Raw genomic sequence first — 24,934 nt, 5'->3', positions numbered from 1 at the left:
TACTAATCACGAAATCCACGTATTCTTTTCACAGAAAAAACACAATATGAACAAAGTTCACCTAACTCATAACAAAGATACCATATTTTCAAAAAGAATACGTCGTTTATGCTTGTAAAATAGCTAGTTTTTTGTGACAAACGTGTGATAATTGTCACAGTAAAAACGCCATGTTAATACTAGAATAACGATTTTGATAGCGATTGCAAGCTTTTCCGTTTCGTTTTTACGACGTAAAGCCGTATAATAAGTATGGCGAAAAAAATATAAACTTACAAGGCACAATTCTAGTGATTTTTCTCAAAAGCAGGTGGAAACGAATGCATAAAAAACTCGCACTATTTTCAGCGCTCGTCACGCTCGGGATGATGCTCGTCCTGATCATGGGTGGAACCGTGACAAAGACGGACTCCGGCGACGGGTGCGGAACGGATTGGCCGCTCTGCCACGGGAAACTGATCCCGACCAATCCGAGCGTCGAAACGATGATCGAGTACAGTCACCGTGTCGTCTCTGGCATCGAGGGACTGCTCATCATCGCCTTGACGATTTGGACGTTTGCGGTCGTCAAGAACCGGTATGATGTCAAAGTGTTCGCGTTCCTCGCGTTCATTTTCATGCTCATCCAATCGATTATCGGTGCCGGGGCCGTCATCTGGCAACAGTCGGACGCGATTCTCGCGCTCCACTTCGGCATCTCGCTCGTCTCGTTCGCATCGCTGCTCATCTTGACGATTCTCTTGTTCGAAGGGGAACGCGTGCATCGGGCCGTCTCCGAACGGTTGAAGGTTCATCTTTACGGCTTGACGATTTATACGATGGTCGTCGTCTATACGGGCGCTTACGTCCGTCACCTCGGCGCGACGTACGCCTGTGTCGGCTGGCCGATTTGTGACCAGAACGTGTGGACGTTCGAGTCATACGTCCAAATGGGGCACCGCATCATGGCCGGACTGCTCGTCTTCTATACGTTATACGTCCTCTACTTGGCACGTCGGGAGACGAACCGCCTCGTCGAGACCGGCATGTGGGCCTCGCTGTTCTTCATCCTGCTTCAAGTCGGCACGGGTGCGTGGATCGTCCTTGGGGGACACGCCACGTACGTCCCGCTTCTCCACGCCTTCTTGATTACCTGCTATTTCGGGATTATCTCGTACTTGGCATATCATGCGTATCGGAGTCAGAAACAGACGACCGAGGCCGCACGACAACAATCCATTTAATCACGTACACAAAAAGGAGCGACGGCATCGCTCCTTTTTTTGATGCCTATTTACTGCGCGTCCTTGAACCGCTCGAGTGCCCGGGCACGCGCTTCCTTATGGTCGACGATTGGGTCGACGTATCCATCCCGCTCGGTCAAGTCAGGGAAATGAATCGCTTTTTTGTCGAGATTCGCGAGTTCGAGCACGTACTTCCGGATGAACGTCCCGTCCCCATCGAACTTCTCGGACTGCGTCGTCGGATTGAAGATACGGAAGTACGGCACCGCATCCGTCCCGACCGAGGCCGCCCATTGCCAACCCCCGATATTCGAGGCCGCTTCATAGTCGATCAGCTTCTGTTCGAAATAGCGTTCCCCTTTCCGCCAGTCGATCATCAGATGCTTCGACAAGAACGAGGCGACAATCATGCGAAGCCGGTTATGCATCCAGCCCGTCTCATTCAATTGCCGCATCGCCGCGTCGACGATCGGGTAGCCCGTCTTTCCGTCACACCACGCCTGGAAGTTCTCGTCATCGTTCTCCCAATCGAGATGCTTATACTTGTCGTTGAACGGACGGTCTTTCAGTCCCGGGAATTGGACCATGATCATATAGTAAAATTCGCGCCATAACAACTCATCGTAATATGTGTCGCGTCCGCTCGATTTCGGCGCCTTCAACACCGCTTCCGTCACGGTCCGGATGGAGAGCACCCCGGTCCGGAGATACGGAGACAGACGGCTCGTGCCGGCGATGGCCGGGATGTCGCGGTCTTCATCGTACGCATCGATCCGATTCGCGACGAAGTCGCTCAAACGACGTTTGGCTGCCGCTTCGCCGAGCGCTTTCCACGAACGCTCACAGCGATCGAACTGACGCTTCAATTCGACCGGGACTACATGCCCTGTCGTCACGTGACGCTTCAACGCATTCACGTCGACCTCATACGGCGCGGGCGGCGCCTCGGCATAGGCTGCTTTTTTAAATGGCGTGTATACCTTATACGGATCGCCGTCTTTTTTCGTGAACGCATTCGGGGCGAACAAATGGCGGTCGAGCAGGCGGATGACTTTGACCGCTTCCCCGAGCGCTTGGATGACGGCGTCGTCCCGCTGTTTGAACGGTTCGACATACTCGGCGTTGAAGTAGAGCACATCGAGCTCACCGAGCGCTTCGACGAACTGTTCTGCCGTATCGGCCACGATGACCCGAAGTCCGAGCCCGCGTTCTTCCAACTCGTCCATGAATTGACGCATCGTCGCGAAAAAGTAATCGTGGCGCGTCTCGAACGGCTCGCAATAGTTAGGGTTGAACCAAAAAACGAACTCCATCTCATCGTCGGAATCAGCGTCTTTCAAGGCCCGGTGTAACATATGATTATCTGTCAATCGAAAATCCGATCGAAACCAGCATACTCGTCTCATCTCTCCCACTCCTATCTAAAAAAGAAGCATAGCGCGGCTATGCTTCTTTTCATTATACAAACTCAATCAATAAGTCGTCACTTTGGATTGTGTCGCCTTCTTTAATATGGACCGCTTTGACTTCTCCGTCTTGCGCGGCTTGGACCGTCGTCTCCATCTTCATCGCTTCCGTGACGAGGAGCTGTTCCCCGCGGTGGACACGGCTACCCGGTTCGACGAGCACTTTCAACACTGAACCTGGCATCGAAGCGCCGACTTGTTTCGGGTTCGCCCGGTCTACTTTCGGACGGCTCGTCGTCGCCGACTTCACGTTCACGTCTTTAATCTCGATTTCACGCGGGACGCCGTTCATCTCGTACGAGACGAGACGGATGCCGTCCTCGTTCGCCGCACTGATTTGAACGAGTTTGATGATGAGTGTCTTCCCGGTCTCGATTTCAACTTGAATCGTCTCACCGACGTTCAATCCGTAGAAGAACGTCAACGTGTCAAGCACCGATACATCCCCGTACGTCGTCGAATGCGTGACATAGTCTTCAAACACTTTCGGATACAATGCGTTCGAGAGCAATTCGAAATCTGTTACCGGACGATCGAGTTTCTCGAACAGTTTCGACTGGGCCGCTTCAAAATCATACGGCTCAATCAACTTACCTGGACGTACGTCAAGCGGCTTCTCACCTTTAAGAATCTCTTGCTGGACATCGGTCGGGAACCCTCCTGGAGGCGTCCCGAGTTCGCCGCGCATCATCTCGACGACCGAATCCGGGAAGTCGAGTTGGTGACCGCGGTCAATCACATCTTGTTCGCTCAAGTTATGCTGGACCATGAATAGCGCCATGTCGCCGACGACTTTCGACGACGGTGTCACTTTGACGATATCCCCGAACAACATGTTGACACGGGCATACATCGACTTCACTTCGCTCCAACGGTCACCCAATCCGACCGCTTTCGCTTGTTGCTGCAAGTTCGAGTACTGTCCGCCCGGCATCTCGTGCTCATATACCGACGGGTTCGAAGCGCGCATGTCGCTCTCGAACGGCTCGTAGTTATGACGCACGTCTTGCCAGTAATCGCTGATGACCTCGTAATGCTTCGCATCGATTTTCGGTTGACGCGCGTGATGGTCAAGCGCATAAATCAAGCTGCCGCCTGAAGGCTGTGACGTCATCCCCGACATCGAGCTCGCAGCCACGTCGACGATATCGACGCCCGCATCTGTCGCCCGGGCGTAAGTGAAGATTCCGTTGCCCGACGCGTCGTGCGTATGCAAGTGGATCGGCAAGTCGACGGCATCTTTCAATGCCGAGACGAGCGCGTACGCCGATTCCGGTTTGAGCAGGCCGGCCATGTCCTTGATGGCAAGGATGTGAGCCCCGCTCGCTTCAAGTTTCTTCGCCAAGTCGACGTAATACGGCAAGTGGTATTTCGGACGGCTACCGTCATACAAGTCACCCGTATAACAAACCGCTGCCTCGGCGACTTTGCCGGTCGGTAACGTCGCGTCAATCGCGAGTTGAATCGACTCGAGGTTGTTCAAACTGTCAAAGATCCGGAACACGTCGACGCCGGCATAGGCCGCTTCGTGGACGAACTTCTCGATGACGTTGTCGGCATAGTTCTTATACCCGACGGCGTTGGCACCGCGGAGCAACATTTGAATCAACACGTTCGGCATCTTCTCACGGAGACGCATGAGGCGTACCCAAGGGTCTTCTGAGAGGAAACGATAGGCGACGTCGAACGTGGCCCCGCCCCATGCCTCGACCGAGAACAGCTCCGGCATGAGCTTGCTCGTCGGTTCGGCGATATTGATGATGTCTTGCGTCCGCATCCGTGTCGCGAGCAGAGACTGGTGCGCGTCGCGCATCGTCGTATCCGTCAATAACAGTTCGGGCTGGCGCTTAATCCAGTCGGCGAGGCCATCCGGACCAAGTTCCGTCAAAATCTGTTTCGTGCCCGGTTCGGCTTCAGCCGGCAGGTCTTGCGGAATCCGGACCGAGCGGCTGATCGGCTTGTCTTTCAAACCGACGCCCGGGAATCCGTTCACCGTGACATCGCCGATATAGTTGAGCAATTTCGTCCCGCGGTCTTTCCGTTTCGGGAAGACGAACAGTTCCGGCGTCTCATCGATGAACGACGTGTTATAGTCGCCGCTGATGAAGTTCTGATGCTTCATCACGTTGATTAAGAACGGGATGTTCGTCTTGATGCCACGAATCCGGAACTCGTTCAAGTTACGGACCATCTTCGAAGCGGCCTGTTCGAACGTCATGCCATGTGTCGACAGCTTCACGAGGAGCGAATCATAATATGGTGAAATCTCGGCACCGACGTAGGCATTCCCACCGTCAAGTCGGACGCCGAAGCCGCCCGGAGAACGGTAGGCCATGATTTTACCGGTATCCGGCATGAAGTTGTTGGCCGGGTCTTCCGACGTGACACGCGATTGGATCGCGTAACCGAGCAATTTGATATCTTCTTGTTTCGGCATGTGGATGACGTCGCCGTGGAGCGACTCACCTTGTGCGATCATGAGTTGCGTCTGGACGATATCGAATCCGGTCACCATCTCGGTGATCGTATGCTCGACTTGAATACGTGGGTTGACTTCGATGAAGTAGAACGACTCGTCTTCCGTGACGAGGAATTCGACCGTACCGGCATTGATGTAGCCGACGTGGCGCATCAGTTTCACGGCTGCGTCACAGATGGCTTGACGCGACGCATCCGATAACGTCACACAAGGTGCGACTTCGACGACTTTTTGGTGACGGCGCTGGACCGAGCAGTCGCGTTCGAACAAGTGAATGATGTTCCCGTGGTCATCCCCGAGGATTTGGACCTCGATGTGTTTCGGGCGTTCCACTAGTTTTTCTATGTACACTTCGTCTGAACCGAACGCTTGCTTCGCTTCTGACTTGGCACGTTCAATCAAATCTTTCATCTCGGCTTCCGTACGGATGACGCGCATCCCGCGGCCGCCTCCTCCCATCGCGGCTTTGACCATGAGCGGGAAGCCGTGCTCGTTCGCAAAGTCTAAAGCGTCCTCATAAGACGTGAGTGGTCCGTTCGAACCTGGAATGACCGGGAGTCCGGCTGCGATCGCACTTTGACGGGCCCGAACTTTATCCCCGAACGCATGAAGGTGCGATTCGTTCGGACCTACGAAGATGATGCCTTCTTCACGGCAACGACGTGCGAGTTCGATATTCTCAGACAAGAATCCGTAACCTGGATGAATCGCGTCAGCCCCCGACTGTTTCGCGATGCGGATCACGTCCTCGATATCGAGATAGGCGTCAATCGGTTTTTTATCGAGACCAATCAAATAAGCTTCATCCGCTTTAAAGCGGTGTAACGAGCCGCTGTCTTCTTGAGAATAGACGGCGACCGTGCGCATCCCTAATTCAGTGGCGGCACGGAACACGCGAATGGCGATTTCACCACGGTTGGCTACGAGTAATTTGCTAATTGATTTCAACATAAATCCCCCCATTTAAGTAGTTCAATCCTTTTTACCTTACAACATGCAATGATGAACTTTGAACGTTTTCTGCGGATTTCTCCCGAATTTCTGCCCGTTTCGTCGCTTCCCGGTGCCGATTTCGCATCGAGATGCTACTGAGCACACCGAGAATCCCCATCGTCATGATGAGTGACGTCCCGCCGTAACTGACGAGCGGGAGCGTGACACCTGTACCCGGGAACCAACCGGACATGGCACCGATATTGATTCCGGTCTGGACCATGATTTGAGCGGCGATGCCGAACGAGACGAACATCGCGAAATGACTATCGCTATGGTTGGCGATATTGACGGCCCGGAAAGCGATGAAGAACAGCAAGGCGAGGACGACGACGACCCCGATAAAGCCGAGCTCTTCAGCGATGATGGACATGATATAGTCCGTCTCCGGTTCCGGCAAGTACCCATACTTCTGATAACTGTTCCCGAGACCGACGCCGGTCAAGCCCCCATGGACGATCGAGATGATCGACATGAGCAATTGGTGCCCGTAGCCTTCAGGGTCCATGAATGGATTGAAAACGACTTCGATTCGGCTGCGCTGGTTCTCCGAGAAGATTGTCGTGAACATCAGATAGACAAGTCCAAACCCGGCGAGCACAGCAGGCACGATGATCCGAAGCGGCGCCCCGACGGCAAGCCACATGAGGAACATGATGGCCCCGAGGACGAACAAGCCCCCCATATCCGGCTGTCCGTTGATGGCGATGGCGTATGGGAAAAAGAAGTAGATGACCGGTATCATGAAGAAGGCACCAAACTGAGCCCGGATTCCTTTTTTAGTGATAGCGGCTCGCCCTAGTCGACCAGGCAACCCTTTCAGCTCCCCATTCCACAACTGGTGATAATAGTTGGCGAGCAGTAGAATCAACACGAATTTGGCGATCTCGACCGGTTGAATCGTAAAGCTGCCGATGATGAGCCAGGCGCGCGCCCCGTTGAGCGGTGGCATCGCCCACGTGATGAACAACAGTACGACCGATACGAAATAGAGGCCGTACAAAATATTAGGTTTTCTAAAGTTCTCATAGCGGAACATCGTCGCAATGAAGTAGACGACAATCCCGATTCCTGCGTAGACGAGTTGGCGATAGAACAAGCCGCTGTTCGCGTAATCGCCGCGATTCCACACGCTCGCACTATAAATCATGATCGAACTGATTCCGACGAGCATGAGCACTGCAATGAACAACGAGAAATCAAAATACCGAAACCGAGTTTTCATGTTTTCACTTCCTTATGTACAACAATCACTGACCCATTATAAAAAAATACTCAAACAGCGCCGCTTGCACAGTTTGAGTATAAGGTTCATAAATCTGAAGCTTCCGCGAGGGCGGACAGCTTTTGTTCCAATGAATCGAGCAGTCCTTTACCTTCAATGTCTGAAATGAGTCCAAGACGGACCGCAAAATCAATTTGGCGTGATAGACCGAACATATGTGTATCAAGCACCTCTTCATAAAGCGGGCACTTCGGCATTTTTAGGTTTTCTAACTGCACTTCAATCAAACAACGGATTTTTTCTGCGTCTGCCTCTAATAGTTGAAGCGCTTGCTCCCGTTGGACTGCAGCCAAATTTGTCGCCACTACGACCCCTCCTCCGTACAATGACAGACTGTTTGTCATAACTCAACTGTACATTATATTTCATCATAATTCAATGAACAGTCTGGATTCGCGGCGAGTTTCTCGCAGTTTCCCTTTTTCTGAGAAAGAGCTGTATAATGTACAGTGTATTGTGAATAAAGGGGGCGTATCCATGATTTTTCCACTAGACGGAGCGGTTCGTCACGCGCTGACGATCGACCCGACCGTATGGATTTTTGATGACCGCAAGCGAAACGTCGAGGATCTCGACCGCGCGGTAGAAAGTGACAACGACGCATACTATGCCAAGATGGGGAAGGCATGGGATGACGGCTTGACGCAAGGGTCACGCGTCGACCATAACAAACCGATGTCTCGGGCTGATAAGGATGCGGCGCTGCGCGACTCGTTCGCGATGCCGTTCGTGCCATTCCTTCAAAATGCCGAACCGATCGCCACGGCGACGCACGTCAGTTTTTATGGGGAGACGGTGCTCACGTTGCCAATCGACGAGGCCAGAAGCGTTTACTTACAGTTCTCTCGAGACGGAAAAGTACTCGCGGACGGTCCGGTGTACGTCTTGCACAATCAACAAGTATGGCGCGGTGTCCATCACATCGCCGTGCGAACAGAGGCATGATAGAGAAGGCACAGCGCCTTCTCTTTTTTTAGACTTTTTACTTCATAAAGTGTAACATATAGGGTATCGAAAAACTTCAATCTCGAAAGGTCGTGACGCTTACGTACCCTTTATGGAAGAAAAACTTAATCATCGTCTGGATCGGTAGCTTTTTGACGGCGGCCTCGATGAGTCTAGTCCTACCGTTCCTCCCCTTGTTCATCGAAGAACTCGGGGTCACCGATCCCGACCAAGTCGTTACGTGGTCCGCGGTCGCATTCGGCGCCACTTTCCTCGTGGCTGCCATCGTCTCCCCGCTGTGGGGACGGCTCGCCGACCAAAAAGGCCGCAAATTGATGCTCATCCGCGCTAGTCTCGGTATGGCCGTCGTCATGACGCTCATCAGTTTCGTCCAAGACGTGTATCAGCTCGTCGGTTTACGGCTCTTAATGGGTGCCGTATCCGGATTTATCTCGGCGGGGATCACCCTCGTCGCTTCACAAACGCCTAAAGAGAAAAGTGGCTGGGCGCTCGGCACACTGTCGACCGGTGGCATCACCGGCGGACTCCTCGGTCCCTTGATTGGAGGACTCCTCGCAGACTTGATTGGGCTTCGACCCGTTTTTCTCTTGACCGGCAGTGCCTTATTCATCACGTTCCTCATCACACTCGTGTTCGTCAAAGAGGACTTTGTGCCGGTGGCGCGCGAGCGGCTTGATTCGACGCGATCGATGATCGCCTCGCTCCGTAACCCGCAACTCATATTTAGTCTGTTTCTGACGACGTTCTTAATCACGTTCTCGGCCCAATCGATTGGCCCGCTGTTGACGCTGTATGTCCGGGAATTGAACCCGTATACGACGTCGCTCGCCTTTATCGCAGGGATCGTCGCGTCAGCTCCTGGTGTGGCCGCCCTCATTTCCGCACAACGTCTCGGTCGGCTCTCCGACCGCTACGGGGCCGAACGCATCCTGTTCTGGGCGCTCATCGTCTATAGCGCCTTCTTGATTCCACAGGCGTTCGTGACGTCGACGACACAACTCGTCATCATGCGATTCGGCCTCGGCTTCGCCACGGCGGCACTCATGCCGTCGGTACAGTCGTTACTCCGCCAACATACGCCGAGCCGGGCGACCGGCCGCATCTTCTCTTATAACCAATCGGCCCAGTTCATGGGCAACTTGCTCGGACCGTTGTTCGGTTCGCAAGTCGTCGCCCACTTCGGATTCTCGGCACTGTTTATCGTGACCGGTCTGATTATGCTGATGAACGCCTTCCTGGAAAAATCGAACGTGCAAGTGGCACTCCATCCAAATACGAAATAAACGCCGAGCGGCCGCTCGGCGTTTTTCGTTATAGTAAATCGGCGGCCAACCGGGCGAGCGACGAGCGCTCCCCTTTGATGAGTTGGACGTGTCCGAATACGTTTTGACCTTTGAAGCGTTCGACGGCGTACGTGAGACCGTTCGAATACTCGTCCAAATACGGATGGTCGATTTGATACGGGTCCCCGACGAGGACGATTTTCGAGTTCTCGCCGACCCGGGTCAGAATCGTCTTAATCTCATGTTTCGTCAAGTTTTGGGCCTCGTCGATGATAATGAACTGATCCGGCATGCTGCGACCACGGATATACGTGAGCGCCTCGAGCTGAATCGATTTGATGCCGGCCAAGATGTTCCCGAGTTCGTCTTTCGAGTTGGCGTTGAACAAGAACTCCAAGTTATCATAAATCGGCTGCATCCATGGCCGGAGCTTCTCTTCCATCTCACCGGGCAAATAACCGATGTCGTTCCCCATCGGGACGACCGGCCGGGCCACGACGAGCTTGTTGAAGCGACGTTCGTCTTCGACGAGCGACAGGCCTGCCGCGAGCGCGAGCAACGTCTTCCCGGTACCTGCCTTCCCGAGCAGTGTCACGAACGGAATATCGTCCCGCAACAACAAGTCGAGCGCCATCCGTTGTTGGACGTTACGGGGATGGATGCCCCACACGTGTTCGACGTCTAGCGAGAGCGGACGGAGGATCGGTTGCAACCCATCGACGACCGCGAGTGCGCTCGCTTTCGAGACGTTACTCTTTAAGACGACGAATGAGTTCGGATATAGCTGATTTTTTGAAACGGCTTCTAGCGGAAGCTGTCGGACTTTATAAAATTCATCGATGATGGCTTGATCGACTTCGATTTCACGATAGCCGGCGTATAAATTCGTCGTATCGACGATATGGTCGGTCAAGTAATCCTCGGCTTCAATGCCGATGGCGTCCGCTTTGACACGGACGAGTATATCTTTCGAGACGACCACGACTTTACGGGTCCGGTCGTGCTCGTATTGTTTCATCAGTCCAAGTGCCACGGTCAGGATACGATTGTCGTTCGTCATGACGTCGAACGGGAAATCGACAGTATGCTCGTGACCGATCTCGACGAACAATCGTCCGCCGTTCTCGAGCGGGACCCCGTCGTGCAGTTTACCGGTCGTCCGCAATTGATCGAGCACGCGCGCCGTTTCTCGGGCGTTGCGGCCGACTTCATCCATATTACGTTTTTTACCGTCAAGCTCTTCTAAAACGATGGCGGGAATGACGACATCGTGCTCATCGAATTGGAACAAGGATAGTGGGTCGTGTAAGAGTACGTTCGTATCGAGCACATACGTTTTTTTCATAGACTTTGCCGCCCCTCGAAAATTGTTGGTGATCAAGAATTCAAACTCTCCTTGACTTCACGGTCCAACTTTTCTGCTGCTTCGACATCGTACGTCTTGACGATGTCCGGTTGTCCATAGGTTGCCCCGTAAAAGGAAATGTTACGGACCTCTTCGACTTTCCCTTCAAAAAAGCGAAGGTGTAACGCCGGCTTCACGCTCGGCTCGAATTCGTGTACGTGTGACAAGGCGATACTGTAGGCAAGTCCCCCTTCAAGAAAGATGAGACTCGCTGTCTTCTCATACGAGAGCAACGTGATCACATGCGAATTCTTCGTCAACGCCAAGCGAATCGTCCTCTCGTTCGGCGCTTGCACCCAGCTGATCGCATGGGTGATCGGCCACCGTTTCGGCTCATCAAATGTGACTAAGAACGTCAACGGCATCTCGTTCAATACGTCTTGTTGCGCCCTCGAAAGTTCGAACGCAGCTTTACTCGCCATAGACTCCCCTCCTCCCGAACGGGTATACGAAATGGATTCGCCCTTACAAACCTCTTTCCCTGCTTTTCTCTCCTGAAATCATGCTATAATCAACGAAGAGGAAGGTGAGACCATGCGCGTAAAGTGCTCTCTTTGTGACAAAATCGATACGATTGATTCGTGGTCGTTCGAAGCGAAACGACTTCGTAATAAACCTGCTAAAACGTATATGTGCCAGACGTGTCAAGAACGCATCACCGCGCGAACAGCGGAGCGTGCCGCGACCGGCCAATTCCACCTATATCCATCGTTCCGCCAAAAACGGAGATGGTAAGCAAAAATGGACGTTTCGCCCGAGGGCGAAGCGTCCATTTTTTTAATGTGATTCGATGCCTTGTCGACGGTTCCACCAAAGGCGGCCCCGGTAGATTGCCAAGACGACAGCCATGACAAGGAGAACTTCTGGAATCGGCCATGTGAAGAAGACGAGCGCCATCGTGCCTGCCCCGAGTGCGAGCAGCATATAGACGACGAGTGATTTCCACCACGTCAATTGTTTCGCAAAACCTAATTTAAACACAAGGATCGTCAATAAGATGACCGTGATGATTAACGCGTTGAACCCGACCGAGAAGTCGTTCGCGTCACTGCCGACGCCAAGTAGCGAGGCAATCCACGGCACATCGATTTGTGTGATGTCCATCGTTTGAGAAGCTTTCAAGCTGATAATCCCCCTTTATTTCCTACACACCCATTCTACACTATCCAAAACAAAAGGGAACGCCTAGGCGCTCCCTTTTTTAAGACTTATTCTTTACCAAGTTTACGACGCTTGTCAGCTTTCTCGCGTTCGTTCTTGTTCAAGACTTTTTTACGGAGACGGATTGACTCCGGCGTGATTTCACAGTACTCGTCATCGTTCAAGAACGTGAGCGATTCTTCGAGTGAGAAGACGCGTGGACGTTTCAAGACTTGTGTCGAGTCTTTTGCTGAAGCACGCATGTTCGTCAACTGTTTTCCTTTGACGGCGTTGATTGCGAGGTCGACGTCACGGTTACATTCACCAATGATCATTCCCTCGTATACTTCTACACCTGGCTCGATGAAGATCGTTCCACGGTCTTCAAGGGCACCGATCGAGTAAGCCGTCGACTTACCAGGTTCGATACAAACCATGACACCACTGCGGCGTCCGCCGATGTCAGCAGCGATGAACGGACGATACTCTTCGAACGTGTGGTTCAAGATTCCATATCCGCGTGTCGCTGACAAGAACTCGTTACGATAGCCGATGAGACCACGTGAAGGAACGATGAATTCCATACGTGTTTGACCGTTGTCGTTCGTGTTCATGTTGGCAAGTTCACCTTTACGGAGACCGATTGATTCCATGACTGAACCTGTGTACTCTTCTGGCACATCAACGATGACGCGTTCGAACGGCTCAATTTTCGTACCATCTTCGTCTTCACGAATGATAACTTGTGGTTTCGAAACTTGAAGTTCGTAGCCTTCACGACGCATGTTCTCGATCAAGATCCCGAGGTGAAGCTCACCGCGGCCTGAAACGACCCATTGGTCAGGTGAATCAGTGTTCTCGACACGGAGTGAAACGTCCGTCTCGAGTTGTTTCATCAAACGCTCTTCGATTTTACGTGCCGTCACGAAATCGCCTTCGCGTCCTGCGAACGGTGAGTTGTTTGTCATGAAACGCATTTGAAGCGTCGGCTCATCGATGCGGAGAAGCGGAAGTGGCTCTTCTTTACCGACTGGCGTGACCGTCTCACCGACGTTGATGTCTTCCATCCCGGCGATGGCGATCAAGTCACCAGCTTTGGCTTCTTCGATTTCAACACGTTTGAGGCCGAAGTAACCGAACAATTTAGTGACGCGCAATTGTTTGATTGATCCGTCTGTTTTGCAAAGTGACACTGATTCGCCGACTTTGATTTTCCCACGGAAGACGCGACCGACACCAATTCGGCCGAGGTAGTTGTCGTAGTCGAGCATCGTGACTTGGAACTGAAGCGGCTCATCCGAGTTATCGATTGGTGCCGGTGTGTTCTCAAGAATCGTGTCGAGCACGTACGTGATTGTATCTTCTTGCTTCTCTGGATCAGGATCGAACGAACTTGAACCGCTGACAGCAGACGTATAGACGACAGGGAATTCAAGTTGATCTTCATCTGCTCCAAGGTCGATCAACAAGTCGACAACTTCGTCGACGACGTCGAGTGGGCGTACCATCGGCTTGTCGATTTTGTTAACGACAACGATTGGACGGAGACCTTGGTCGAGTGCTTTCTTCAATACGAAACGCGTTTGCGGCATGCAGCCTTCACGTGCATCGACAACGAGGATAACGCCGTCAACCATACGCATGATACGCTCTACTTCACCACCGAAATCGGCGTGACCTGGTGTATCAACAATGTTGATGCGTGTATCTTTATAATCGATTGCCGTGTTTTTCGCGAGAATCGTGATTCCGCGTTCACGTTCGATGTCGTTCGAGTCCATGGCGCGTTCTGCGACCATTTCGTTTGTCCGGAATGTACCAGACTGTTTCAATAATTCATCGACGAGCGTTGTTTTACCGTGGTCAACGTGGGCGATGATGGCTACGTTCCGAAGGTTAGTTCTTACATTCATGTAGTTAGTCCTCTCTTATTTAAAAAAGTTTCATCTTTTATTCAACTTTAAGAGTATAGCACACGTCCCACCACCTTTGTCGAGTGTTATCAACTGTTAACGTTTTCAAACGCATCATTTTTGACTACAATGAAGAAGACTAGCGAAAGAAGGGGGAATCTCCATGCAACTCATGTTCGTTTTAATCGCGACCGCGGTCGTCGCCGGCTTCGTCGGTATCGGCATCGGTGTCGCTGAAGGAAGTGCCGCCATCATCATCGGCAGTCTCGCCTTGAGCGGCATCGCCACATTTTTTGGAATCAACTTGCGCCGCCGGGTCCTCTCGAACCGACGTCCATAACACAAGGCCCGGGCGTTTTGCCCGGGCCTTCTTTATGATTTTGTCCTTTTTACGCCCACGCTTATAGGTCGCGCGTCAGACAGATGCGGTCACGCAAGGCGAGCCCGTCCTCTTCGATTGGCGGATAACCGTGGTCCGGGAAGTAATCCCGCTCGACTGATTCAAAGCGGAAACCAGCTTGTTGATAGAAGCGCAACTGGACGATGCTCGAGTTGCCCGTACAGACGAGCATTTGCTTCGCCCCGCTGCTCTCGGCCCGACGAATCGCGTCTTGGAGCAGGCGTTGCCCGATCGTCTGGTTCTGCCGTTCCGGTTTGACGGCGATATTGACGAGCTCGATTAACGTCTCGCTGCGTTTGACGAGCATGTACGCCCCGACACGTTCCCCGCCGAGCGTGGCCTCATATGTCGTCCCGGCTTTGTATTGATCGCGGACCATCGTTTCATTCGGGTTGGCCAGGACGAGCAAGTCACGGACGCGGTCGTAAGACCCGTTGATTCCAATTTGCAAGTCCGGCTTCACTTCAGGGGTCGCGCCCTTGGCGATGACGTAATGCTTCACCACGTCCTTGACGAACGTCTCGCTCCCCGCGAGAACGGACGTCTTCCCGTCATAACGGACCGGCTCCCCATAAATCGAGACGACCCGTCCCCCGACTTCTTCGACGAGCAGTTTACCGGCAGCATAGTCCCACGGCATATTGCGCATCGTGATATACCCGTCGACTCGTCCCGCTGCGAGCCAGGCGAGTTCGAGCGAGGCGGCCCCATGCGCCCGCGTGCCGACGGAATCGCGCACAATCGGCGCGAGCACTTCCGGTGCAATTTGCTGATTCGGCGTCACCCATGTCGCGTTCATACTGAGGAAAGCATCCCGGACGTGGTGCTCTTTGATGATCGGGAGTTTCCGGCCGTTCAGCGTCGTCCCGACGCCACGGCGTGCGACGAACAGCTCATCCGCCATCACATCGTAAACGAAGCCGTACTCGACGACCCCATCGACCATGATGGCAATCGAGATGGCGAACATCCGCTTTTGATGGATGAAGTTCAATGTGCCGTCAATCGGGTCGACGAACCAGACCGTGCCCGACAAATCATCCGGTTCCGTCGAGATACCCTCTTCCCCGATAATATGATGCTCGGGATACGACTCACGAATCCGGTCGACAATCAACTGTTCGACGGCCCGATCGATTTCCGTGACCAAATCACCTTTCCCCGTCTTGCGTTCGATTCGATAGCTCTCGTCAATCTGTAAGCGGATATACTCCCCTGCCTGTTTAATCAAGTCAATCGCGAACCATTCCAACATGTTTATCACCTCTATTATGTATTGTACCAAACAAAAACCAGTATCCGCATGGAATACTGGTTGAATGGGTGGTTGTGGGTCAGGCTTCGAGACGCAATAGTTCTTGGCGATATTTCTCTAACCGATGCTTGCTAGCCTGGACAGTGGCATCATCTTTTGACGCCATTGCATCGAAGAGCGTTGCCAATTCATAATCAATCTCTAAGCGCAGCACCGGAATCCGTTTTTCTGCGTCTTTTCTTTTGAATGCCTCGATCACTTGTTTCATGAGATGCCACACTCCTTTAGTTGGGCTACAAGTTACGGTTTAGTAAGTTGAATTGAGTATATCAGATGAGATTCAAAAAAGAAAGAGAATTGTCTGACTATTTTGAATTTTTTATCTTAGTGAGTATATTCCCATTTCAACTAAGCCTAAACCTGATTGAACTATTAATGATATGTACCCTATTTATTAGAGAAATAACAAAAAAAGCATGAGAAAACGGTTACGTCCTCCCATGCTTTCCAGCAGTTACAACTTTATAATCTTTGCATTTGATTTTAGGGCCGCTTGGACCGTACGATAGGTAGAGTATCCGGTCTGCTCATCGTGAACGGCACTCAGCTGTTTCTCTTCTGACTTCGACGTCACGATTTGTTTGAACGACCGATACGCGTCCAAAAACGACTCCCGGTCGACACCGCCTTCATTGGCCAAGGCGACTTGGTTATAGAACTCGACGACTTCAATCAGTTCATCTGTCGTCCAGTCCGGATTAATCGGATAGTTAATTTGCATATTCTTCACCTCGACAACCATTGTATCAACAAAAAAAACTATTGCAAGTTGGGATAGAAATCACTATAGTTTTTTTGTTGCATTGTTTTTGAATCGAAATGTTCAGATTGCCCAAAGCTTGAAACCAAACCGACAACCCATATACACACTGTTATCAAGGAGGACTTACTATTGAAACTTAAAGGTGCTACACAGCTCGAGACACCGCTCTTTGACACGTTGCTCACGCACGTGGATACGAACCCGATCGCGTTCCATATCCCTGGCCATAAAGGCGGAAAAGGGATGGACCCTCAATTCCGTGACTTCATCGGCGAAAACGCCTTGAAGATCGATTTGATCAACATCGCCCCGCTCGATGATCTCCATCATCCGAAAGCGTCGATTGCCGAGGCCGAGCGCCTCGCTGCCGAGGCGTTCCGTGCCGACGAGACGTTCTTCTCGGTCCAAGGGACGTCGAGTGCCATCATGGCGATGATTATGGGCGTCGTCGGTCCGAACGAGAAAATCATCGTTCCCCGGAACGTGCATAAATCCGTCATGTCCGCCCTCATCTTGACCGGGGCCCACCCGGTCTTCATCCATCCGGAATATGATGAGACGTACGGGATTGCCCACGGGATCACAGCAAGCGCCGTCGAACGCGCCCTCGAGATGCACCCGGACACGAAAGCAGTCCTCGTCATCAACCCGACCTACTTCGGCATCGCCGGTGACTTAGAGCGCATCGTCGCCGTCGCCCATGCGCAAGACGTACCGGTCCTCGTTGATGAGGCACACGGTGTCCACTTGCCGTTCCACGACGAGCTCCCGCTCTCGGCGATGCAAGCCGGAGCGGACGTCGCGGCCACGAGCGTACACAAGCTCGGCGGCTCGATGACGGGAAGTTCGATTTTGAACGTCCGTCGCGGTCTCGTCTCCCCGGAACGGATTCACGCGATGTTGTCGATGATTACGACGACATCGACGTCTTACCTCCTCCTCGCGTCGCTCGACGCGGCCCGTCGTCAATTGGCGACGAAAGGAGAAGCGATGAACGAACGTGCCCTCACGCTCGCACGTACGGCTCGTACGGCCATCGACAATATGCCGCACTTATCGGTATACGGTCACGCCGAACTCCATTCAGAGTCGACGTACGCGCTCGACGAGACGAAAATCCTCGTCTCTGTCCGTGAGCTCGGGATCACCGGCTTTGAAGTCGAGAAGTATTTGCGTGAGACGCATCGCATCGAAGTCGAGATGTCAGATTTGTTGAACGTACTGTTCATCGTGACGAGCGCCGACGACGAATCGACGATTCAAGCGTTGATTGACGGCATGCGTGACGTCGTATCGGTTTACGATCAGTCAGGAAACGATTCACTATCGATCATGCTCCCTGAGATTCCACCGCTTGCACTCAGCCCGCGTGACGCGTTCTACGAGGAGACGGAGACGATTCCGCTCGAGAACGCCGTCGGACGCATCTCGGCCGAGTTCATCATGGTGTATCCACCAGGAATCCCGATCATCATCCCGGGAGAACTCATCACGACTTCGACGCTCGACTATATCATGGCGAACATCGAGGCCGGTCTTCCCGTCCAAGGACTTGAAGATGAATCGCTTCAAATGATTAAAGTCATCCAACAGACAAAAGCCATCCGTTAAGACGAAAGCGAGCCGGTCCATATGGACCGGCTCGCTTTGTGTCATCAAAAGAAAAGGTAGCTTATGATGATCGAATTGCTTCCCCTACGTACCATTATAAGAAAACGCTTACATTTTTTCAAGGGTAGAATTTGGCGATTGTTCTTGTTCTTGCCCACTTTCGTCCAGACAGAGTCGTAAAAACTCGGCGACGTGATCTGTATCACGCAACGCGATCCCGAGCATCGGATACAGTTGTCTCGGTTCTTCGAGCGCATGGATGTCAAGAAGGGCAGACTGCCCGGTCTGCATACAGACGACGAGCACTTTCCCCATGAATTGATGCGTATACACAAAGCCGAAGTCATAACGTGACGTCTCGGTCTCGATTCCCGTGAAGCGGACACGGCTCGTCTCAGAGACGGTATATAACAATTCTTCATCGAACGCCATCATCGTTCCCTCCTTTCTCACTTCATTCCTTATTTTCCTTTATACTGAACGTACGAAACATAAGGAGGACGACTTATGAAGATTCGAAAAGCGAACGAACAAGATTGCGACGAACTGGTGCGACTCATGCGGCAATTATGGCCAGACGCGCCTGAAGCCGAACTGATCCCTGAGGTGCGGCTCGGGATTCGTTCCGGCAAGATGCACTATTTTATCGCGGAAACGGATGAAGCGGTCGGCTTTTGCCAGCTCAGCTTCCGTCATGACTACGTCCCCGGAACGACCGCTTCCCCGACCGCCTTTTTAGAAGGAATTTACGTCGTTGCATCCGTGCGACAGCAAGACGTGGCGACACGGCTCGTCGAAGCAGCCTCCGCCTACGCCAGGTCGAAAGGATGTGACGAGCTCGCCTCCGATACGGAAATCGAGAACGACGGAAGCCAACGGTTCCATGAACGCATCGGCTTCCAAGAAGTCGAACGGACCGTCCATTACGTAAAAAAGCTCTCTCGCGAGTAAGCGAGAGAGCTTTTGACTTATTTAACGACGTGGATTGGCATACCCATTGCGATTTCTGCCGCTTCCATTGCCATCTCACCGAGTGATGGGTGAGCGTGGATTGTAAGCGCGATATCTTCTGCAGTCATGCCTGCTTCGATGGCGAGACCAAGCTCGGCAATCATGTCTGAAGCGCCAGTTCCCGCGATTTGAGCACCGATCAAGAGACCGTCCTCTTTACGCGTGATGAGCTTCATGAAGCCGTCTGGCTCGTCAAGAGCGAGGGCACGGCCGTTCGCTGCGAATGGGAATTTCGATACAGTGATCTCAAGTCCTTCTTCTTTTGCGAGTGGCTCTGTGTAACCGACTGTTGCAAGTTCAGGGTCAGTGAAGACGACCGCTGGGATTGCTGAGTAGTCGAGGTAAGCTGGCTTACCGGCAGCTGCCTCCGCTGCGACTTTCGCTTCGTAAGAAGCTTTGTGCGCGAGCGGTGGTCCAGGTACGATGTCGCCGATTGCGTAGATATTTTCGTTCGACGTTTTGCACTGGTCGTCGATTTCGATGATGCCGCGGTCGCTGATTTTAACTTCCGCGTTTTCGAGACCGATGTCGCCAGTGTTTGGACGACGGCCGACTGTGACGAGGACGTAGTCCGCTTCAACAGACTGCTCTTCGCCGTTCACTTCAAACTTAACTGTTACGCCGTCTTCTGTTTCCTCGACGCCTTTTGCAAGAGCGTTCGTGTGAATCGTGACGTTGCCTTTTTGTTTGAGTTTCTTTTTGACGATTTGCGTCATTTGCGGCTCGAAGCCAGACAAGATGTCGCTTGCGCCTTCAACGACGACGACTTCTGTATCGAAGTTCGCGTACGCTGTGCCGAGCTCCATACCGATGTAGCCGCCGCCGATGACGACGAGTTTCTTCGGTACTTCAGGAAGAGCCAATGCGCCAGTTGAAGAAAGGACGCGTTTTGACCATTTGAACGATGGGATCTCGATAGGTGTTGAACCAGTCGCGATGATCGCTTTTTTGAACTTGTAAGGAGTCGAGCTATCTTCTGTGATGACACGTACTGTGTCTTCAGATGCGAAGAAAGCTTCACCTTGAACGATTTCAATCTTGTTACCTTTCAAAAGGCCTTTGACGCCGCCAGTCAATTTATTGACGACCGACTGTTTCCAGTCTTGGACTTTTGTGAAGTCGACTGACACGTTATCAGACGTGATCCCCATTGAAGAGTGACCTTTAGCGTGCTGGAAGTTGTGACCAGCAGTGATCAATGCTTTCGATGGGATACAACCGACGTTCAAGCAGACGCCACCAAAGTTTCCTTTTTCGACGATCGTGACTTTAAGGCCGAGTTGTGCGCCACGGATGGCTGCGACGTATCCACCAGGACCGGCGCCGATGACAAGCAAATCAGTTTCTTGTGCGAATTCTCCTACTACCATGTTCTTATCCCTCCATCATTAGAAGTGCTGGATCTTGAAGCAAGCGTTTCACCATGTTGAGTGCGTTTTGAGCTGTTGCACCGTCGATGAGGCGGTGGTCAAAGCTGAATGAAAGCGCGAGGACTGGAGCCGCGACGATTTCACCGTCTTTAACGACAGCTTTTTCAGCGATGCGACCGATACCGAGAATTGCAACTTCTGGGTGGTTGATGACAGGTGTGAACCATTGTCCACCAGCTGAACCGATGTTTGTGATTGTGATCGATCCGCCTTTCATGTCGTCCCCAGCAAGTTTGCCTTCACGTGCTTTACCGGCAAGCTCATTGATGTTTGTAGCGAGTGCATAGATTGATTTACGGTCCGCTTCTTTGACGACAGGAACTACGAGACCGTTGTCCGTATCAGCAGCGATACCGATGTTGTAATAGTTTTTGTAGACGATTTCTTCGTTCACATCGTCGATTGACGCGTTGATCGCTGGGTAAGCTTTCGCTGCAGCAGTCAATGCTTTAACGACGAACGGCAAGTACGTGAGTTTCACGCCTTGGTCAGCAGCCACTTGTTTGAACTCTTTACGGAGTGCGACGAGTTTCGTAACGTCGACTTCGTCCATGAGTGTAACGTGTGGAGCTGTGTGCTTCGAGTTAACCATTGCTTTCGAGATTGCTTTACGGATACCACGGATTTTCTCACGCGTTTCGAGTTCAGGCGTCGCTGACTCGTAAGGTTTGATTTCCGTTTTCGCAGCCGCTGCTGGAGCTACAGATTCTGTTTTCTCTGTTGTAGCTTCTGCTGTTGGTGCTTCTCCGTTTGCGAATGCATCGATGTCTTCTTTCAAGACGCGGCCGTTGTCGCCAGAACCTTGGACTTCACGGATGTCGACGCCTTTTTCACGAGCGTATTTGCGGATTGAAGGCATTGCGATAACGCGCTCCGATTTGTGAAGTTGAACTTCACGCGGGCCGTCTTCTTTCACGTCTTCTTTCACATCTTCAGTCTTCTCTTCAGCTTTAGGCTGTTCAGGAGCTGCTTCTTCTTCACCGGCTGGTGCGTCACCTTCGATATCGAACGTGATGAGGACGTCGCCGACGACCGCAACTGTACCTTCAGAGACTTTGACTTCTTTAACTGTTCCATCAACTGGAGCAGGAATCTCAACGACGGCTTTGTCGTTTTGTACTTCAAGAAGAATGTCATCTTCTTTTACTGTATCCCCTGCTTTTACGAACCACTTGACGATTTCACCTTCGTGAATTCCTTCACCGATGTCTGGTAATTTAAATTCAAATACTGCCACTGGTTTTTCCTCCCATCAATTAATCATGTAAACACAATGAGGGAGACAATTCTCCCTCATCGTTAAATGAACACGATCAGAAGTTGATAACTTCCTTAACTTTTGCAACGACATCTTTATGGTCAGGTAACCATGCGTCTTCACCTTGTGCGAAAGCGAAGACTGTGTCTGGTGCAGTTACACGAAGCACTGGTGCCTCGAGGTGAAGAATTGCGCGTTCTTGAATTTCAGTTACGACGTTAGCCGCAATACCTGCTTGACGTTGTGCTTCTTGAACGACGATCGCACGGCCAGTCTTTTTAACAGACTCGACGATTGTATCGATATCAAGCGGGCTCACTGTCATGAGGTCGATGACTTCGACGTTGATGTTTTCTTTTTCGAGCTCTTCTGCCGCTTTGAGTGACGTGTGGACCATTGCACCGTAAGTGATGATCGAAACGTCAGTTCCTTCGCGTTTCACGTCTGCTTTTCCAAGCTCGATCGTGTATTCGCCTTCTGGAACTTCGCCACGGAATGAACGGTAAAGTTTCATGTGCTCGAGGAATACGACTGGGTCGTTGTCACGGATTGCTGAGATCAAAAGACCTTTTGCATCGTATGGCGTTGACGGGATGACGACTTTAAGACCAGGTGTCTGAGCCATCAAGCCTTCAAGGCTATCCGCGTGAAGTTCTGGTGTTTTAACACCGCCACCGAATGGTGAACGGATTGTGATTGGCTGGCTGTAAGCGCCGCCTGAACGGTAACGCATACGCGCCATTTGAGCTGCGATCGAGTCGAACACTTCGAATACGAATCCGAAGAATTGAACTTCCATGATCGGACGGAAGCCTGTAAGACCGAGACCGATGGCAAGACCACCGATACCAGACTCAGCAAGCGGCGTGTCGAAGACACGGTCTTCGCCGAGCTCGTCTTGGAGACCTTCCGTTGCACGGAAAACCCCACCGTTTTTACCAACGTCTTCTCCGAAAAGAAGTACTTTCTCGTCGCGCTTCATTTCAACGCGCATCGCATCAGTAATCGCTTGGATCATTGTCATTTGAGCCATAACTTACTTCGACTCCTTTGCTGTATATTCTTCAAGCTGCTCTTTCAAGTTTGAAGGAAGTGTTTCGAACATGTTGTTGATGAAGTCCGAAACTTTTTGTTTTGGTTCTTTGTCAGCGAGGCTGATCGCTTCTTTCACGTCTGCTTTCGCTTGTTCGATGACTTCGTTCTCCATGTCTTCGCTCCAAAGCTTCTTGCCTTCGAGGAAGAGGCGGAAACGAACGAGTGGATCTTTCTCTTGGTACTCTGTATCGAGTTCTTTTGTACGGTAACGCGTTGGGTCATCCCCTGCGAGCGTATGTGGTCCGTAACGGTATGTGAGTGCTTCGATGAGCGTCGGAGTTCCGTCAAGTGCGTCTTTACGCGCTTGTTGTGTTGCGGCGAGGACAGCAAGAACGTCCATTCCGTCAACTTGGATTCCGTTGATTCCCGCTGCGACAGCTTTTTGCGCGATCGTTTTAGCTGCAGTTTGCTTCTCAACAGGTGTCGAGATGGCAAAGCGGTTGTTTTGAACGACGAAGATGGCTGGTGATTTGAATGCACCTGCGAAGTTCAATCCTTCGTAGAAGTCACCTTGTGATGAACCACCGTCACCCGTGTAAGTAATGGCGACGTTTGTGTTGCCGTTGCGTTTGAGGCCCATTGCCACACCCGCAGTTTGAATGATTTGTGCCCCGATGATGATTTGCGGCATCAAGACGTTAACGTCTTCAGGAATACGGTTACCTGCGACGTGACCACGTGAGAACAAGAACGCTTGATAAAGCGGAAGTCCGTGGAATACGAGTTGCGGGATATCACGGTAGCCTGGAAGAATCCAGTCTTGTTTGTCGAGCGCATATTGCGTCCCGATCATCGTTGCTTCTTGACCAGCCACTGGCGCGTAGAAACCTAGGCGTCCTTGACGGTTGAGCGAGATGGCACGTTGGTCCCAGATTCGTGTATAGACCATGCGGCGCATAAGCTCCTGAAGTTGCTCGTCCGTTACATCTGGCATTGCGTCTTGGTTGACGACCTCGCCCTTCTCGTCGAGAATACGGAACGTTTGGAAGTTTTCTTCCACGTTTTGAAGTACCTGAACGTTGTTCATTCGTTTCACCTCATCCTTTCAACTATGAGACAATTGTCTTTTTTGTGATCAAACACTACCTCAAATCTTAAGTGTATCTGTCCAAAAAAGCAATCTGTATTAACGTGATTCAGGAAAGTTACACTTATCCTGCCGTTTCCTAGTCAGTATAAAACGGGTTGTTATAATAACGCAAAAAATATGCTCACTCTATAAAAACGCTTACATCAACACATCTTTTCCCTTATTTCGCCTCTGTATCATTTTCATTTCACCTTCTGTACCATCTAAGCGAAATGACTAATAAATATGATATAATTGGTCATATCGCAATGGGAAAGGAAGTTTTGCATGTTAACGATGAAAGATGTGATTCGTGAAGGAGACGAGCGGCTCCGCGCCCGCTCAATCGAAGTGCCGGTCCCACCGACGGCAGAAGACCTCGCGCTACTCGACGAGATGGAGACGTTCCTCGTCAACAGCCAAGATCCAGAGATGAGCGCGAAGTATGAACTTCGGGGCGGTGTCGGCATCGCCGCACCACAACTCGGCGTCAATCGCCGTTTCTTCACGGTCCTGCTCCACGAAGAAGAAGAGACGTTCAAACTATCCATCTTCAATCCGAAGATTACGAGCCACTCGGTCGAACAGACGTATTTGAATGGCGGTGAAGGCTGTCTATCTGTCGACCGTGTCGTCAAAGGCAACGTGCCCCGATACCGACGCATCACGATTGAAGGGTTCGACCGTGACGGCGCCCCGATTAAATTGCGGCTCCGCGGTATGCGCGCCATCGTCTGTCAACATGAGCTCGACCATTTAGATGGGGTGCTCTTCTACGACCGCATCAACACGACTAACCCGTTAGAGACCTACGGTGAGCCGATTTGAG

General features: G+C 51.8%; 24 protein-coding genes. 8 read left to right on the top strand and 16 right to left on the bottom strand.

The window, feature by feature from the left end; genetic code table 11:
* Nucleotides 1–320 precede the first annotated feature (320 nt).
* On the top strand, nt 321–1,223 hold the full coding sequence (locus KNP84_RS06580; protein ID WP_058763310.1) for a COX15/CtaA family protein: 903 nt from the start codon (nt 321–323) through the stop codon (nt 1,221–1,223).
* A 50-nt stretch (nt 1,224–1,273) separates the two neighbouring features.
* Here KNP84_RS06580 and KNP84_RS06575 read toward each other — a convergent pair whose 3' ends face one another.
* The 4 genes from KNP84_RS06575 to KNP84_RS06560 all read right to left on the bottom strand — a co-directional run bounded on the left by KNP84_RS06575 (nt 1,274) and on the right by KNP84_RS06560 (nt 7,751).
* The gene (locus KNP84_RS06575) at nt 1,274–2,629 is read right to left on the bottom strand and encodes a cryptochrome/photolyase family protein (RefSeq protein WP_215114517.1); all 1,356 of its coding nucleotides are present in this window, start codon (nt 2,627–2,629) and stop codon (nt 1,274–1,276) included.
* A 52-nt stretch (nt 2,630–2,681) separates the two neighbouring features.
* Nucleotides 2,682–6,119, bottom strand: a complete 3,438-nt coding sequence (locus KNP84_RS06570; protein WP_215114516.1) for a pyruvate carboxylase — start codon at nt 6,117–6,119, stop codon at nt 2,682–2,684.
* 31 nt (nt 6,120–6,150) lie between these two features.
* Nucleotides 6,151–7,386 carry an FtsW/RodA/SpoVE family cell cycle protein gene (locus tag KNP84_RS06565; protein WP_021067012.1) on the bottom strand — a complete coding sequence of 412 codons (1,236 nt, stop codon included), beginning with the start codon at nt 7,384–7,386 and terminating at the stop codon, nt 6,151–6,153.
* Nucleotides 7,387–7,472: 86 nt separating this feature from the next.
* Nucleotides 7,473–7,751 (bottom strand): Fpa/YlaN family protein, encoded by a 279-nt coding sequence (locus KNP84_RS06560; protein ID WP_021067011.1) that lies wholly within the window; start codon nt 7,749–7,751, stop codon nt 7,473–7,475.
* Between the two features lie 172 nt (nt 7,752–7,923).
* On the opposite strand from KNP84_RS06560, the gene KNP84_RS06555 reads away from it, so the two are divergent.
* Both KNP84_RS06555 and KNP84_RS06550 read left to right on the top strand, forming a co-directional pair.
* Nucleotides 7,924–8,391: a hypothetical protein gene (locus KNP84_RS06555; protein ID WP_215114515.1), complete on the top strand. Its 468-nt coding sequence runs from the start codon at nt 7,924–7,926 to the stop codon at nt 8,389–8,391.
* Between the two features lie 92 nt (nt 8,392–8,483).
* Nucleotides 8,484–9,695: a multidrug efflux MFS transporter gene (locus KNP84_RS06550; RefSeq protein WP_021067009.1), complete on the top strand. Its 1,212-nt coding sequence runs from the start codon at nt 8,484–8,486 to the stop codon at nt 9,693–9,695.
* Between the two features lie 28 nt (nt 9,696–9,723).
* Here the strand turns inward: KNP84_RS06550 and KNP84_RS06545 are convergent, their stop codons facing one another.
* Together KNP84_RS06545 and KNP84_RS06540 are read right to left on the bottom strand one after the other, a co-directional pair.
* Nucleotides 9,724–11,040, bottom strand: a complete 1,317-nt coding sequence (locus KNP84_RS06545) for a PhoH family protein (protein WP_021067008.1) — start codon at nt 11,038–11,040, stop codon at nt 9,724–9,726.
* 32 nt (nt 11,041–11,072) lie between these two features.
* Nucleotides 11,073–11,522 (bottom strand): PNPOx family protein, encoded by a 450-nt coding sequence (locus KNP84_RS06540; RefSeq protein WP_021067007.1) that lies wholly within the window; start codon nt 11,520–11,522, stop codon nt 11,073–11,075.
* Nucleotides 11,523–11,634: 112 nt separating this feature from the next.
* On the opposite strand from KNP84_RS06540, the gene KNP84_RS06535 reads away from it, so the two are divergent.
* The gene (locus KNP84_RS06535; protein ID WP_021067006.1) at nt 11,635–11,835 is read left to right on the top strand and encodes a YlaI family protein; all 201 of its coding nucleotides are present in this window, start codon (nt 11,635–11,637) and stop codon (nt 11,833–11,835) included.
* Between the two features lie 42 nt (nt 11,836–11,877).
* On the opposite strand, the gene KNP84_RS06530 is transcribed toward KNP84_RS06535, so the two are convergent.
* On the bottom strand, nt 11,878–12,222 hold the full coding sequence (locus tag KNP84_RS06530; RefSeq protein WP_235045181.1) for a YlaH-like family protein: 345 nt from the start codon (nt 12,220–12,222) through the stop codon (nt 11,878–11,880).
* A gap of 86 nt (nt 12,223–12,308) precedes the next feature.
* Nucleotides 12,309–14,153 carry a translational GTPase TypA gene (gene typA / locus KNP84_RS06525; protein ID WP_021067004.1) on the bottom strand — a complete coding sequence of 615 codons (1,845 nt, stop codon included), beginning with the start codon at nt 14,151–14,153 and terminating at the stop codon, nt 12,309–12,311.
* Between the two features lie 163 nt (nt 14,154–14,316).
* Here typA and KNP84_RS06520 point away from each other — a divergent pair, with 163 nt between their 5' ends.
* A complete protein-coding gene (locus tag KNP84_RS06520; protein WP_021067003.1) occupies nt 14,317–14,493 on the top strand; it encodes a hypothetical protein in 177 nt (58 codons plus the stop codon).
* Nucleotides 14,494–14,554: 61 nt separating this feature from the next.
* Here KNP84_RS06520 and KNP84_RS06515 read toward each other — a convergent pair whose 3' ends face one another.
* The 3 genes from KNP84_RS06515 to KNP84_RS06505 all read right to left on the bottom strand — a co-directional run bounded on the left by KNP84_RS06515 (nt 14,555) and on the right by KNP84_RS06505 (nt 16,589).
* Nucleotides 14,555–15,808 carry an inositol monophosphatase family protein gene (locus KNP84_RS06515; RefSeq protein ID WP_215114514.1) on the bottom strand — a complete coding sequence of 418 codons (1,254 nt, stop codon included), beginning with the start codon at nt 15,806–15,808 and terminating at the stop codon, nt 14,555–14,557.
* A 79-nt stretch (nt 15,809–15,887) separates the two neighbouring features.
* On the bottom strand, nt 15,888–16,076 hold the full coding sequence (locus tag KNP84_RS06510) for a hypothetical protein (RefSeq protein WP_215114513.1): 189 nt from the start codon (nt 16,074–16,076) through the stop codon (nt 15,888–15,890).
* A 246-nt stretch (nt 16,077–16,322) separates the two neighbouring features.
* Nucleotides 16,323–16,589, bottom strand: a complete 267-nt coding sequence (locus KNP84_RS06505; protein ID WP_021067001.1) for a UPF0223 family protein — start codon at nt 16,587–16,589, stop codon at nt 16,323–16,325.
* A 171-nt stretch (nt 16,590–16,760) separates the two neighbouring features.
* On the opposite strand from KNP84_RS06505, the gene KNP84_RS06500 reads away from it, so the two are divergent.
* On the top strand, nt 16,761–18,242 hold the full coding sequence (locus KNP84_RS06500) for an aminotransferase class I/II-fold pyridoxal phosphate-dependent enzyme (RefSeq protein WP_029595757.1): 1,482 nt from the start codon (nt 16,761–16,763) through the stop codon (nt 18,240–18,242).
* A gap of 108 nt (nt 18,243–18,350) precedes the next feature.
* Here KNP84_RS06500 and KNP84_RS06495 read toward each other — a convergent pair whose 3' ends face one another.
* Nucleotides 18,351–18,674 carry a DUF3055 domain-containing protein gene (locus KNP84_RS06495; protein ID WP_021066999.1) on the bottom strand — a complete coding sequence of 108 codons (324 nt, stop codon included), beginning with the start codon at nt 18,672–18,674 and terminating at the stop codon, nt 18,351–18,353.
* A gap of 75 nt (nt 18,675–18,749) precedes the next feature.
* Here KNP84_RS06495 and aac(6') point away from each other — a divergent pair, with 75 nt between their 5' ends.
* A complete protein-coding gene (aac(6'), locus tag KNP84_RS06490; protein WP_215114512.1) occupies nt 18,750–19,193 on the top strand; it encodes an aminoglycoside 6'-N-acetyltransferase in 444 nt (147 codons plus the stop codon).
* Between the two features lie 17 nt (nt 19,194–19,210).
* On the opposite strand, the gene lpdA is transcribed toward aac(6'), so the two are convergent.
* From lpdA to pdhA, 4 genes are all read right to left on the bottom strand, one after another.
* The gene (gene lpdA, locus KNP84_RS06485) at nt 19,211–20,623 is read right to left on the bottom strand and encodes a dihydrolipoyl dehydrogenase (RefSeq protein WP_021066997.1); all 1,413 of its coding nucleotides are present in this window, start codon (nt 20,621–20,623) and stop codon (nt 19,211–19,213) included.
* A 4-nt stretch (nt 20,624–20,627) separates the two neighbouring features.
* Nucleotides 20,628–21,920, bottom strand: coding sequence for a dihydrolipoamide acetyltransferase family protein (locus KNP84_RS06480; RefSeq protein ID WP_021066996.1), 1,293 nt, complete (start codon nt 21,918–21,920; stop codon nt 20,628–20,630).
* A 76-nt stretch (nt 21,921–21,996) separates the two neighbouring features.
* Nucleotides 21,997–22,974, bottom strand: coding sequence for an alpha-ketoacid dehydrogenase subunit beta (locus KNP84_RS06475; RefSeq protein ID WP_021066995.1), 978 nt, complete (start codon nt 22,972–22,974; stop codon nt 21,997–21,999).
* 3 nt (nt 22,975–22,977) lie between these two features.
* The gene (gene pdhA / locus KNP84_RS06470; protein WP_021066994.1) at nt 22,978–24,063 is read right to left on the bottom strand and encodes a pyruvate dehydrogenase (acetyl-transferring) E1 component subunit alpha; all 1,086 of its coding nucleotides are present in this window, start codon (nt 24,061–24,063) and stop codon (nt 22,978–22,980) included.
* A 330-nt stretch (nt 24,064–24,393) separates the two neighbouring features.
* Between pdhA and def the strand changes: the two genes are divergently transcribed.
* Nucleotides 24,394–24,933, top strand: a complete 540-nt coding sequence (gene def / locus KNP84_RS06465) for a peptide deformylase (protein WP_021066993.1) — start codon at nt 24,394–24,396, stop codon at nt 24,931–24,933.
* Nucleotide 24,934: the final 1 nt, after the last annotated feature.

Source organism: Exiguobacterium sp. s70 (genome assembly GCF_018618315.1).
Lineage (GTDB): Bacteria > Bacillota > Bacilli > Exiguobacteriales > Exiguobacteriaceae > Exiguobacterium > Exiguobacterium chiriqhucha.
The sequence above is the reverse complement of the archived record's forward strand: the minus strand, read 5'-3'. Positions and strand labels throughout refer to the sequence as shown.